The organism is Treponema sp. B152, from assembly GCF_024181665.1.
Lineage (GTDB): Bacteria > Spirochaetota > Spirochaetia > Treponematales > Treponemataceae > Treponema_B > Treponema_B denticola.
The window spans coordinates 201,589-214,843 of record NZ_CP058668.1 but is presented as its reverse complement, the minus strand read 5'-3'; the positions used below and the strand labels follow the sequence as shown (position 1 = coordinate 214,843).

The window sequence follows — 13,255 nt, the reverse complement described above, 5'->3', positions numbered from 1 at the left end:
GGGCTTTTTTTTAACAGACTTGTAAGAAAAAAATAAATTTGCTAAAATGCGGTATGAAAGATTGCGTTTACTCGGCATATTCAAAAGAAGATGCTAAGCATTTTGTTAAAGAAGTCGGGAGTTTGTGGAATGTATCTTTAACCTTTGACAGCAGCAAAATAGTAGATATTTTAAAAGAGAAACATTTTGATTTTGTAATTATCGATGCAGAATCAGGCGGCCTTTTTCTACCCGATACCCTTGAATTAATCAAAAACGAATTTCCACATATTCATATATTTATTATAATACATTGTAAACAAAATGATTTACAATACAATCTATTAAATTCCCATGTATCGGAAGTTTTTGAAATTCCAAAAGATTTTAAGGGGATATACGACAAAATAGAAAATTTCTTTCCGGAAGAACTGTGCAAAGAAAAAACACCGGCCTACACAAAAGAAGACGAAAATATACAAATAATAAAAAAAGAAATAATCGGCATCAGTAAGGAAATCTGCGAGCTTAGGGAATTTATCTACAGGGCAGCCAACTCAAACCTGCCGGTGCTCCTATCCGGAGAAACAGGAGTAGGAAAAGGGGTGACGGCAAATTTAATACATAGGCTATCTCAGGTCAAAAACAAAAAATTCCTGCCGATAAACGTCAGCTGCATACCGGAATCATTGGCAGAATCTTTTTTGTTCGGCACTGAAGAAGGAAGCTTTACCGGCGCAGTTAAAAAAGAAGGAGCTTTTTTTGAAGCCTCCGGCGGCACAATCTTTTTGGACGAAATGGAAACCCTTTCACCGGATATCCAGGCAAAACTTCTGCATGTCTTGGAATCAGGTCTTATAAGACCCGTCGGCTCGACAAAATCAAAGCAGGTTGAATTCCGTTTAATAGCAGCGGCAAACGAAGATTTACAAAAAATGATTGACGAAAAAAAATTCCGCCAAGACCTCTACTATAGACTTCATGTTCTGCACCATGAAATACCGCCTCTGCGGAACAGAAAAGAAGACATAAAATACATCGCTCAAGCCTATCTTACCAAGGCAGAAAAAACTATAAGCGACAGGGCACAAGCAAAACTTAATTTTCACAACTGGCCCGGAAACATAAGAGAATTATACAACTGTCTGGACAGAGCCTGTAATCTTGCCGGCGACGGAGAAAAAATAGAAAACCGCCATATAAAATTCTAGTCGTTTTCAGCCGGCTTTTGGGTTTGGTGAATTCCCTTTCCTTTTAGACAAACCGTACCGTCTTTTATAATTATTTGCCCCAATACATTTACCGGTCTATCCGGATCTATTTTTGACACAAAATCACAAAAAACAGGAACAACACCTTCAAGGATTTGCTTTGTATCGTAACCGACCAAAAGGTTAAAGGCTGTACTATATGTACCGGTTTGTATATTGGCAGGCATTCCCTTCCATACTACCCAGCAATCAAGATAAAGAAGGGGCTCCTGTTTTACCTGAGCATAAGAATAAATATCCTGTATATTATCAAAGCCGGGCTCTTCAAAATAATCCATCAAAAGCCTGGATTTTTGTTTTATCGAAAAAGAAGCATTAGATGAAAGAAGTCTGTTTATCTCAACTTGAGCAGCATTATCCCTATGAGCATTAAAATAGGTTTGAGCATCCGAATACGCTTTTAATATTTGGCTTTGAGTCAATACATAAATATATGAGCCTTCCATGTCGACAGCATACTTTCTTTCATTACTGTCCAATTTAAATTCTTCTAAATTAGCCCTTCCGCTGTCTGAAAAATTCCTTGTTTTAGTTATGTACGGCACAATAAAAACAAAAGAAATTATCGAAATACCTAAAACAAGAGCAACGGCAATACTTCTCCCTTTTTTTTCTTCATGCCCCGGTCTGGGGAAAAGAGTCTTTATTTTACCTGACTGAACAAAATTGCCTAATTTTTCGGGCGAATTATTTTTGCGAATAATGTCCAAACCTTTTTTTGCAAGTTTACAATTAGGGTTGTGTTCAAGAGCTTGTAAATAGTATTCTACGGCCTCTGTTGTAAGCGAGCGTCTCAAGGCCATAGCAGCATAAGTTGACAGCAAGTCGGAATCCGTCGGTTTTATTTGTCTGGCTCTTAAAAAATAATCCATAGCACCCTGGATATCACCTACATGAAAAGACGCCAAACCTAAATAAAAATGAAAGGCAAAAGAGTCCCTGTATTCAACAACATGAGGCTCCAATAAAGAGATAACATCATTGTATTTCTTTTTAGATAATAATTTTTTACCTTGATCTACAACGGAAATAGCCATTTTTTATTCCTGTATATTTTGTATTGCATTATCTGTCTGTTTTATTAAATCTTCAATATATTCATCGGAAGCCATATCGGGATTTGATTCAACTTCAAGAATTTTATCCAATAAGGCTTGTATATATTGGTAATCTTTTTCATTTTTAGGGGGTTCGGCTTTATCCTGAGGAACAGGGGTATTAGTCTTATCGGATACATCCTCTTTTACAGAAGTGTTTTTCTTTCTTAAAAAGTCATAACAGCCTATAAACATTGTTACCTTTAAGCTGTCACTGTTCTCCAATACCTCGTTAGGCCAAACAAAAAGCAAGGCTGAATCATTATGCGAATATTGGGTACTAAATAATCTTCCCTGAACGGCTTTAGGCAGCCACTTAATACTTTGAAGTCTTTCCCAGTTGGCAACATAAATTTGAGCCGGTATTTTGGCTTCGGAATGATTGAGTAAAAATAAACAGGCTAAATCGGAATTTGCAGAAATAATGGCAGAATCTTTTTCAAATTTAGGTTCTAAAACCGTTTCTCTAAAAATTCCCGTTCTTAAATCGGTATAAAGGGGAATTTTTCGGTCTTCTCCGAGCTTAGTGTCAAAAAGAGCCTTTAATGCAAATTCTGCCGTACTGCCGCTTGTATTTTCAACTATAGTTTCAATCTTTAAAAGAGGGCCGCCGGTACCGTAAGTTTGTTCTGTAAACGATAATTTTTGAGTAACATAAAAAGAATCATCAAAATCATATACGATTTTTATTGAATCTCCGTCAGCTTCAATGGTAACGGGCTTCCCTACTCTCTTTTTTAATTCATAGACCTTATTATCCTTATAAACATAGAATTTATTGGTACGGCCTAGGGACCTATCATCATAAAGAGGAGTATATTTTCCCTTTCCTCTGATAGAAAGATTATAAAGACAAAAATTTCCCGTCTTTCTAAAAACCACCAACTTAAGATTATCTTTCAAAAGTTCGTAATCAGGCAGTGATTTAGCATGTAAAAAAAATGTTGTCAAACCTAATAATAAAATCGTAAAATATCTTTTTACTTTCATTGACCGTTTCCCTCCAGAAGTTGGTTATACATACTCTGCAAAATTTTAGCTTTTTTTATTAAAGCCTCAATTGCAGCTCGTTTGGCTTTTGGATCGGAGTAATCTGCAGCAGGAGTTTCCCCATCCGCAGCCATCTCTGAAGTGTATTTAGCATCCATTTTTGCTAAGGTTGCCAAAAGCTCTTGATTTTTTAACTCAAGCATTACAAGTTGGTCATGCAGTTCTTCATTATGCTTCCTTTCCATTTTTAGCTGCTCTGAAAGCTCGGCAATTCTCATATCTCCGCCGGCATCGGAAGACTGCCTCTGATATGCAGCAATCGTTTGTTCATAAATTTTTTTATTTTTTTCCGATTCTTCGGAAAGCTTTAAAAGTTCCTCATGACTTATTTTTAAAAGTTTTAAAAGCTCATCCTGTGTAGAAGCTTGATCTATAAGGGCTATCTTATATCGGGATGGTTCAACCTTGGCTGAAGATGGATAATCTATTATAACACGCGAAAAAATAGTTCTTGCATCTTTTAGGCGTCCTACCATGTAGAGATTTTCTCCTATCCAGTAATAAGCCGAGGCGGTTTGTCTGTGGTTCGGATATTTTCTTAAAAAGCCGTATAAAATATTTATGGACTGATCATGCTTTGCAGACAGGCAGCATATTCTTCCCTGTTGATAAATCACCTCTGCGGCTTTAGAACTGTTTGGGAATCGTTTTAAAAAAGTCTCAATATCGTTTAGGGCAACCGTATAATTACGGGCAGAGGCATTTGCCATTATGAGCCAATATAGAGGCTCATCCAAAGAATTTTTTGAAACTTCCATTGCCTTTTGAAAAGAAAAGAGAGCAGACGACCAGTCAGACCGGGCATAGGCATCTAAGCCGGATGACATATAATCGGCGTAATTTTGTGTAAAGGCATTTACAGTAAAAAGTAAAAAAAATAAAATTAAAATTTTTTTCATATTCTTAAATCTCCCGAAAAGAAAGCTGAACCGGACACAATTACGTCGGCACCGGCATCAATAACCGACCCCACATTTTTTGAATCGATCCCGCCATCGACAGAAATTAAATAATTATAGTTTTTTTCTTCGCGCAATGACCTTAGCCGCTTAACTTTTTCTAAACAATAAGGTATAAGCTTTTGTCCTCCGAATCCGGGATTAACACTCATAACCAAGATAAGATCGGCCAGGGGAGCTATTTCTTCAAGTATTACTACAGGAGTGCTTGGTACGATGCTTACTCCGGCCTTCATCCCGTGAGAACGGATATCGGCAATAAGTCTGTCTGCATGAATAGATGCTTCAGCATGAAAGGTAAAATAATCCGCACCTGCATCTGCAAAGGCCGAGACTAAATTTTCGGGATTATTAACCATTAGATGCACATCAAAAATAAGCTTGGAACAAGGGCGTATAGATTTTACTACCGGAGCTCCAAAGGTTAAATTAGGCACAAACTGCCCGTCCATAACATCTATGTGAACCCAATCGCCGCCGTGCTTCTCTATAAAGGCCAATTCTTCACCTAATTTTGAAAAATCCGCACTTAAAAGCGAAGGACTTAATTTAAAACACCTATCCATATATACCATATTAGCAAACAAATGAATATATGTAAATAGGTAAATAGTAAAAATCAGTAAGTACTATCGTCCATATTCATAAAGTCCTCTCTGACCTTTTGAAGACGGAGAAGCTCCCTTTTTATAGTCCTCTCATAGTTTAAGTCTCCGGAAGCAATGCGGGCTCTTTCATTTTCCCAAAAAGGAAGGCTATCTAAAAATAAAAATTGGAATTCTCTCATATTGGCTTTTTCCGCCCATAACTTCGCTTCATGCCAATAAACAAGGGCTGCTTCATAGAATTCTTCGGCCTTAGACAGGCTTTCTATATTTTGTTCTTTCCAAGGATAATTATAAAAGTATGCAGCCTGTTTATCGTATTTACTTCCCAATCTTAAATGCTGCTCGACCATTTTAAGGTTGAGGTGCATCATAAACATGTACCGATATTTTTCCCATTCTTTTTTGGTAGTAATCTTTCCCAGAGCATGGAGGGGATTACAAAAATCGGCATTTATAGCCCTTTCAAGCCAATAAATATTTTCGACGATATCATCGGGCTCTTGCTCGTAATGAATATGGTAGAGCTTATAATATTGCTCCTTATATTCTACAAAATAAGGAAAAACCTGACCGGAGAAAATAAAAAAACATAAAATTACAAAAAAGAAGAATCGCCTTTTCATCGATTATATTTTCGGCAAATCTTTTAGGATACTCCATAATTTCTCGTGAATTTCTTCAATTTGTTCAACAGCGTTAATTATGACTATGTTCATATTGGGTTCTTTTAGCCTGTACTCATCTATAATTTTCTTATACTCGTCCTGAACCTTGTATTGAAAAGTTTTTTCTTCGTATATTTCGAGAACATTACTGCGCCCCATTACCCGATTCATGGAAATATCTACGGGCAGATCAAAAAAGAATAGAAATTCAGGCAGGGGAAAACCATCGTTTTGAAGTTTTGCAAGATCGGCAGCTCCTGCAGCAGTTTGATAGGCAAGGCTCGAAAAAACATACCTATCCGAAAAAACGGCCCTTCCATCATTTACCTCTTTAAGAATACCTTGTAAGCCGTAAATATGCTCGCAGCGGTCAGCTGCAAATAAACGGGTCATCGTTTCAGGGGCAAGCTTAAACGAACCTTGAAGAGCCGAACGGATTAAAGTTCCTATGGGGCCCGATGTGGGCTCTTGTGTAAACGAAACAAGGGAGCTCTTATCTTCAGACTCAAACCTTTCCTTTAAAAGCCTTATCTGGCTCGTAGTCCCTGAGCCGTCTATACCTTCAAATACAACAAAGTTGGGTAATATCATGAGGCCTATCATAACATTTTTTTTTTTGATATAATAGTAGGCTGGTGGAAAATATAAAAAAAAGGCGCATAATAGAAATTATCGTTTTTCTCGCAATAGTTGTAAGCTCATTGATAGTTTTTTATCCGGCAGCCAAAGCACTGGAAAAGCAGCTGGTATATGTAAGGGACAAACTTATCAAAACTGTGGAAGACGAATTTGAAATAAAAATCACCTATGAATCCATATCACCTTCCTTTTTTGATAGAATAAAAATACGGGATGTTACTATTTACAACGCTGCAACAAACGAAAAAATAGCTCATTTTTCGTTACTTTATATAGACTACAGACTTATCTCTCTAATAAAAAAAGATTTTACATCCGTAATTGCCTCCTTAGGCGTTTATGACGGAATTATAGACTTTAACATTGAAAAAAATAAAAATATTTTAGCGAAATTAAACATTGAAGAAAATGCCGTAGATAAAACGGTAAAAGATCGAAAGAAAGATGAGAGTACCGAATCTTCGTTAGATATATCGACAATTATTGAAGCGGGTTCACAAAAAATTAAAAATACAAAACCCATAAAACTCGAGTTAAAAAATATTGCTTTAAACTACAGCAATAAAAATTCAAATATAGATTTTTATACCTCAAGCGGAAAACTTACGTTGGATTCCGGTAAAATTGACGTTTATATAAATTCAAGTCTTAGATATAGTAATTTTATGCAAACAAATTTTCCGGACTTAAGCACACTCATAAATATAAACGGTTCGTTTTATCCCGGCAATATGTCGGCCTCGTCGATACTAAACTTTTCGGATATAAGACTGGGAAATATTTATATCGATAAATTTTCTCTATTTGCATCATACCTAGACAAGACGGCATCCATTACAACCATGCAAGATATTCAGCCCATTGATGTAAAAATATCTTGGAATCTGGCGGAAAATGCAGGCAGCATAAATCTTGAGTGTAATGACTTAAAACCTCTGTTAGCCGTCTCATCTTCCGAAGGAACGGATATTCTTAAAGAATTAAAGGATACCGCTTTTACAGGACAGTTTAATTTAACCTTTGCCAGGCCTGAAAAACTCCTGTGGGATACGGCTTTTTCGATTAAACTGCCGAAATTTCAAATAGCCGGCAACAAAATCGAAAAATCCATACTCAGCTTTAAAGCCGATGGAAACAACGACCTTATAAACCTTAAAAACTTAAAATTAACTAACTCCGATATAAATTTATCTGCCCAAGGCTCTTACAAAATAAAAGAAATTTTACCTAATTTTTATTTAAATATTTCAAAATTTAAATTACCATCGGGCGAAAATATGGCTATGAACCTAAACGTCTCTTCAAATAAAAATAAAATATTTTTAAAAATTCCCCGTGCCGATATCGGAAAGGCCTCGTTAGAAAACATACAGGGCTTATTTGAGAAAAAAACGGGAAAAACGGATATATATCTTTCCGGAAAAGATCCCAGCGGAGGTTTCAACATTGACGGAACATGGACTCATCCGGCAAAAAACGGATCGTCCAACAAAAATCAGGGTTATTTAGAGCTTCATGGAACCATAGACAGCATAAGTATTGAAAATATTTACAATGGAGCGGTTTCCGTTACCGATTTAACCGTTCCCATGCAAAAATTATTGGAGACTTCAATCGCTCCCGTTCAAATGACAAGCGAATTTTATATATCAAGCGACTTTGAACACTTTTCGTATAATATAATACAGGCTGTTCTTGCATCAAAATCTAAAAACGGATTTTATAGCTTGTTTTCTCTGCAAGGGAACGAATCTTCTCTTAATATAAGCGATATCGATGTTCTCTTTAATAATATGAATCTACGGGGAAACATAAATTCGGCCTTTGAAAAGGACAGCATGATTTTTGATTCACTTTTAACCTTAAACGATATAAGCTATAAGGTTTCAGGTCTTTTGACTGATGAAATGATAAGTATTTACGGAGATTATGATCTAAACATAAATATTTTAAAGAATACCGAAAAAAAGTTAAAAGGAACTATGCAGGTAAAAGAACTTCCCGTTCCGTTTATAGGTTCTCTTTTTTCTGCTGATACTTCTTTTGAATATGACAATAATAAAAATTGGGAACTTACCTGCAATTATGCGAAATTGGAATATCTTGAAACCGATATTACAAAAACCGATGAAAGCCTTGAATTTTATGCGGAAGGCTATGCAAAACCTACAGAAGTTTTTTTTCATAATGTAAAAGCCGGAATAAAAAATAAGCAGCTTGAAGGAACTGCAGCTTTTAATTTAATCCCTTCTTCAGACGAAAATATTAATCAATACGCATCCAATCTTTATCTTTCGGATAAAAATAAAACCGAAAACTTCATATTAAACTCATTATTTACCATTTCGGATAAAATTTACTTTGACGGAACATGTAAGATAGATGATATATCTCTTAACCGTTTTTTAAAAAAACAAAAACCTGAAAATAAAATAGGTGCAGAATTTATATTTTTGGGGAATAAGGATTCTCTTTCGGTAAAAGCCGACGTAAAAAATATATCGTTTAATCTAAACGGTCAAAATCTTGAGGGAAAGGCATCTGCCTTTATCGATAACGATAAGATGAATCTTTACGAATCATCCTTTAAGTGGGGAATTCATAAGATTGATAACATTGAAGCTTTTATAAATCCTTCAGAGCAAAAGGGAGCTCTTACATTTTTATATGAAGCAGAAACAAAAAAACAAGACAATCAAGAAAATCCGGATACTAAAGCTTCTTTTTCTTTTAATTTTACCTCTACGGCAGATAAAAAAAATACGGAAAGCCAAAACATAATCGAAAACACTATCGGTTTGACTTCTCATTTTAATATTGACATGAAAATATCCGATTGGATCCTCGCCGGTCAAAAAGGAGAAGGAAGCATCAAGGCTTCATTGGTAAAAGAACCGAGTATTATAGCCCTGTATGCCGGTAACAATGACGAAATATACGGTTTTAAAACAGATGACGGGCTCGTGTCCCTCCATATAGACGAATCTTTGCCGTTCCATTTAAACATTGATGGTAACCTGTCACAGGATAATATAAATCTTTCCGTATCAAATATAGGTATCGATCTTGCAAAGGTAATAAACCTTATACCCAATAATAATATTATCAAATTTTCAGGCGGCAATGTTCAAGGCGATCTCCAAATAAGCGGCACTCAAAAAGATCCTCTGTTTTACGGAATCCTTAAAGGAGAAGAGCTTTTCTGCACATCGCCGGGCTATTCTCCCGATACCTATGGCCCTGTCGACATTCCCATACAATTTGACGGAACCCTTATATCCGTACCATATACTATTCTACATGGAAAAATCGGAAGCCTATGGGGTGAGGCTTCATCGGAATTTATAGGATGGATTCCATATTATACCACTGTAAACTGCGGAGTTCTTGAAAATACACAGGCCTTGATAAAAACAAAAAATATAGCCTTTCATGCGGACGGAAGAGCTGAAGGCAAAATAAAACTTGAAATAAACCCTGAACTTATTACCCTTGAAGGCGATGCATATTTCGATAAGGGCTATTTTTCGGTTCCGTTTGCAGATCTGCAAAAACAAAGCGAACGAACATCAGCCGGCAGCATCCACCCCGCTTTTTACATGAATTTAAATTTAAATTTGGGGAAAAAATCCGAATTTAGGTATCCATCAACGGAATTACCTTTTTTAAGAGCCCTAGCTTATACCGAAAATGAGCCTTTTAACCTAAACCTTGATACAAGTACGGGAAAATTTGAAATGTCGGGATCTGCAAAAATTCGTACAGGCGAAATATTCTATATAAAAAGAAACTTCTATATAAAAGAAGGAGAATTAAAAATTCTTAACTCGCCTTTTCAGCAAATTGAACCCATAATATCGGTAAGAGCAGAAATAAAGGATAAAATGGCCGACGGCCAGCCCCTTACAATAAATTTGACGGCAAAAGATCAGCATCTTGACCTTGAACGGTTTAGACCGGTAATCACAACCTCCCCCCCAATGGCTATGTCGGATTCCGATACAATGAACTTGATGGGGCAGGTTGCCTTAGGAGATTTGAAAAACGGCAACATTTTAAAAGAAACGCTCCGCAATACCTCGGATATTTTAACAAATATAGGTATCATGAAGAAAGTTGAACAAGAAGTCAGAGACTTTCTACATGTAGATGTATTTTCCTTAAGAAGTCTACTTATACAAAATGTTATTTTGGAAAATTTATTTAGATCTTCAAAGGATAAGCCATTGACAATCGGTAACTATTTTGATAATACAAGTGTTTACATTGGTAAGTATTTCGGTTCTGCCATATACGCAGATGCAATGCTGCATCTTAGCTATTACGATCCGCTTTCTGCAAAAACAGATGTTGTTAGAAAATCGGTTTATGAGAATTTACTGTTTCAACCGGAAATAGGTTTTGAAATGAATACTCCGTTTTTCCAGCTTAGATGGCACATAGCTCCGAGCAACCTCGATTCTCTGTTTGTATCAGATACAGGATTGACACTATCATGGAAATTTTCTTATTGATTAAGGGGATAAAAATGTTGAAGAAAAAAATTATAGGTTTTATGCTAATCTTATTTGCTTTAAATTGCTTTGCTCAAGAGCCTGAAGGATGGTATAATGGAAAACCTGTTTTAGAGATTCAGTTCAAAGGTTTACAAAATATCGCCAGCTCAGAATTAGATGAAATCTTCAAATCATACAAAAAAAAGCCTTTTTCCGATGAGCTATATTGGGAAATATTACAAAAAATCTATGCATTGGATTATTTTACAGATATCGTTCCTAAGGCAATACCGGCAGACGAAAAATATCAATACGTATTGTTGGAATTTATAGTCAAAGAAAAACCCGCCGTAAATAATATTGTATTTACAGGCAATAACAATATCCGAAAAGCAGATTTACTTTCAGCAATCAAGGTAAAAAAAGGCGACATTTTTAATGAAGTTAATATAAAGAATGCCGAAAGAGCCTTAAAAGACTTTTATATCGAAAAAGGATTTACAAAGGCGGAAATATCAAGTAAAACTTCTGAAAACAAAGAAAAAAACAGTGTAAATGTCGAATTCTTTATAAAAGAAGGCAAAACATCCGTTATAACTAAGATACTTTTTGAAGGAAATTCAAAATTCCCCGAAAAGGCTTTAAAAAAAGTACTCGTATCTAAAGAAGCATGGTTACTGCAAAAAGGTTTTTTTAGAGAAGATGCCCTGCAAGCCGATAAAAATGCAATTAAGCTATTGTATGGAGAGCACGGATATATAGATGCCCATGTTGAAACCATAAAAAAGGACATAGATACCGAATCCGATCCGCAAAAAGATCAAATTACCCTTACCTATGTAATCATGGAAGGAGAACAGTTTACCTATGCAGGAGTAGACTTTGAAGGAAACTATATTTTTTCAACCAAGGAATTAAGCGAAAAATTCAAGCTTAAAAAGGGTGATGTATTTAATTTAAGGAAATTTGAAACAGGGTTTGGAGATGTAGCCAACCTATATTTTGAAAACGGTTATACCGGAAATTATATCGATAAAAAAGAAAACCGTAATACTTCAACTAAAGAAGTTTCCTATACAATTATAATCGTGGAACGCGAACGAAGCCATATAGAAAATATAATAATAAAAGGGAATACAAAAACCAAAGACAATGTTATTTTAAGAGAAATACTATTAAAGGAAGGGGATGTATTCTCTAAAACAAAACTGATAAATAGTTTTAGAAACTTAGCGAACCTAAGATATTTTTCGGCCGTTTTACCCGATGTTTTACAGGGTTCGGAACCTGATCTTGTGGATATTGTCATCAATGTTGAGGAACAATCGACGGCGGGGATTCAATTCGGTGTTACTTTTTCAGGTTCGCCGGATCCTGATACCTTTCCTATGTCTGTATTTGCACAGTGGGAAGAAAAAAATTTATTTGGAACAGGAAGAGAACTATCGGCTAGTGTCAATGCCGCAAGCGATACACAGAGCTTAATCTTAGGGCTCACTGAAAACTGGTTTTTAGGTAAGCCTCTTTCGGTAGGTTTTAATTTTTCGGTATCTCATAAAAATCTATATACTTATCAGGATATACTTTATCCTTTTAACAATGTTCCTGACCCTCATACAACTATGGAAGAATTTAATAAAAACCCATCTTTATCCGATGCATTTAAAATGAAATATGAACGTCTCGAATTCGGTTTAGGTATGAACTCGGGATACAGGTGGTTTCCTAAATTTGCAATTATCACTCTAAGAGGAGAACTAAATTTCGGTCTTGTAAAGAATTTTTATGACAGTATGCTGTATAGACCTGCCGAAGAAAAAATCAGAAAGCAACAAGCAAAATGGGGCTTAAGCAACTCCTTAAAGATAAAGCTGTCTGTAGATGACAGAGACCTTACATATGATCCTTCTAAGGGATGGTTTTTAAGTCAGGAAATAGGTTTTTATGGTCTTTTTCCAAAAATTGAAGATGAGTACTTTTTTCAGTCGGATACAAAGGGTGAGTTTTATATTACACTCTTAGACTACCCCGTAAGCGACATCTGGAATCTAAAATTTGTTCTAGGTTTTTACTCGGGATTTTCCTTCCAAATTCCTCTTGCTAAACAGCCGATCAGTTTTGACAGGAAGCTTTATATTGACGGGGCCTTTAAAGGGCGAGGCTGGATTGGAATGGGCACGCAAGGTGCAGGAACGGTTATGCAAAATAACTGGATAGAATTTAGATGGCCCCTAGCTCACGGAATTTTATCTTTCGACTTTTTCTTTGACGCTATAGCTGTCAAACAGGACTTGCAGGATTTAAAATCCTTAAGCATAAACGATTATTATTTCAGTTTCGGCCCGGGATTGCGCTTTTCAATACCCCAATTTCCTCTGCGTCTGATGCTTGCAAATACCTTTAAATCTGTAAACGGAAAACCGGTATGGGGCAACGGAAAAGGTGCCGACTGGAGATTCGTTCTTTCATTCAATATACCCAATTTATAGGA

General features: G+C 35.9%; 9 protein-coding genes. 3 read left to right on the top strand and 6 right to left on the bottom strand.

Annotated elements, in window-relative coordinates; translation table 11 throughout:
• Positions 1-53: 53 nt before the first annotated feature.
• Positions 54-1,190: a sigma 54-interacting transcriptional regulator gene (locus tag HYB91_RS00890; protein WP_002667249.1), complete on the top strand. Its 1,137-nt coding sequence runs from the start codon at positions 54-56 to the stop codon at positions 1,188-1,190.
• Here HYB91_RS00890 and HYB91_RS00885 read toward each other — a convergent pair.
• From HYB91_RS00885 to tmk, 6 genes are read right to left on the bottom strand one after another with little or no spacing between them, the layout of a single operon-like run.
• Complete coding sequence (locus tag HYB91_RS00885) at positions 1,187-2,287, bottom strand: tetratricopeptide repeat protein (RefSeq protein WP_002667248.1); 1,101 nt, start codon at positions 2,285-2,287, stop codon at positions 1,187-1,189. The genes HYB91_RS00890 and HYB91_RS00885 overlap by 4 nt on opposite strands.
• 3 nt (positions 2,288-2,290) lie before the next feature.
• Positions 2,291-3,337 (bottom strand): hypothetical protein, encoded by a 1,047-nt coding sequence (locus tag HYB91_RS00880; protein WP_002676056.1) that lies wholly within the window; start codon positions 3,335-3,337, stop codon positions 2,291-2,293.
• The gene (locus HYB91_RS00875) at positions 3,334-4,296 is read right to left on the bottom strand and encodes a tetratricopeptide repeat protein (protein WP_002667244.1); all 963 of its coding nucleotides are present in this window, start codon (positions 4,294-4,296) and stop codon (positions 3,334-3,336) included. Before HYB91_RS00875 ends, HYB91_RS00880 begins: the two co-directional genes overlap by 4 nt.
• Positions 4,293-4,922 (bottom strand): ribulose-phosphate 3-epimerase, encoded by a 630-nt coding sequence (gene rpe, locus HYB91_RS00870; protein WP_044909980.1) that lies wholly within the window; start codon positions 4,920-4,922, stop codon positions 4,293-4,295. Before rpe ends, HYB91_RS00875 begins: the two co-directional genes overlap by 4 nt.
• 53 nt (positions 4,923-4,975) lie before the next feature.
• Positions 4,976-5,587 carry a hypothetical protein gene (locus tag HYB91_RS00865; protein ID WP_002667242.1) on the bottom strand — a complete coding sequence of 204 codons (612 nt, stop codon included), beginning with the start codon at positions 5,585-5,587 and terminating at the stop codon, positions 4,976-4,978.
• 3 nt (positions 5,588-5,590) lie between these two features.
• Complete coding sequence (tmk, locus tag HYB91_RS00860) at positions 5,591-6,232, bottom strand: dTMP kinase (RefSeq protein ID WP_002676060.1); 642 nt, start codon at positions 6,230-6,232, stop codon at positions 5,591-5,593.
• A gap of 32 nt (positions 6,233-6,264) precedes the next feature.
• On the opposite strand from tmk, the gene HYB91_RS00855 reads away from it, so the two are divergent.
• Positions 6,265-10,782, top strand: a complete 4,518-nt coding sequence (locus HYB91_RS00855) for a translocation/assembly module TamB domain-containing protein (RefSeq protein WP_253719571.1) — start codon at positions 6,265-6,267, stop codon at positions 10,780-10,782.
• Entirely contained in the window at positions 10,764-13,253 is a 2,490-nt protein-coding gene (bamA, locus tag HYB91_RS00850; protein WP_010698107.1) for an outer membrane protein assembly factor BamA, read from the top strand. The genes HYB91_RS00855 and bamA overlap by 19 nt, the downstream gene beginning before the upstream one ends.
• Positions 13,254-13,255: the final 2 nt, after the last annotated feature.

Bases quoted from the DNA above. Each gene is read 5' to 3' on its own strand.
- HYB91_RS00890 (WP_002667249.1), top strand. From the start codon at position 54: ATGAAAGATTGCGTTTACTCGGCATATTCAAAAGAAGATGCTAAGCAT.
- HYB91_RS00885 (WP_002667248.1), bottom strand. From the start codon at position 2,287: ATGGCTATTTCCGTTGTAGATCAAGGTAAAAAATTATTATCTAAAAAG.
- HYB91_RS00880 (WP_002676056.1), bottom strand. From the start codon at position 3,337: ATGAAAGTAAAAAGATATTTTACGATTTTATTATTAGGTTTGACAACA.
- HYB91_RS00875 (WP_002667244.1), bottom strand. From the start codon at position 4,296: ATGAAAAAAATTTTAATTTTATTTTTTTTACTTTTTACTGTAAATGCC.
- rpe (WP_044909980.1), bottom strand. From the start codon at position 4,922: ATGGATAGGTGTTTTAAATTAAGTCCTTCGCTTTTAAGTGCGGATTTT.
- HYB91_RS00865 (WP_002667242.1), bottom strand. From the start codon at position 5,587: ATGAAAAGGCGATTCTTCTTTTTTGTAATTTTATGTTTTTTTATTTTC.
- tmk (WP_002676060.1), bottom strand. From the start codon at position 6,232: ATGATAGGCCTCATGATATTACCCAACTTTGTTGTATTTGAAGGTATA.
- bamA (WP_010698107.1), top strand. From the start codon at position 10,764: ATGGAAATTTTCTTATTGATTAAGGGGATAAAAATGTTGAAGAAAAAA.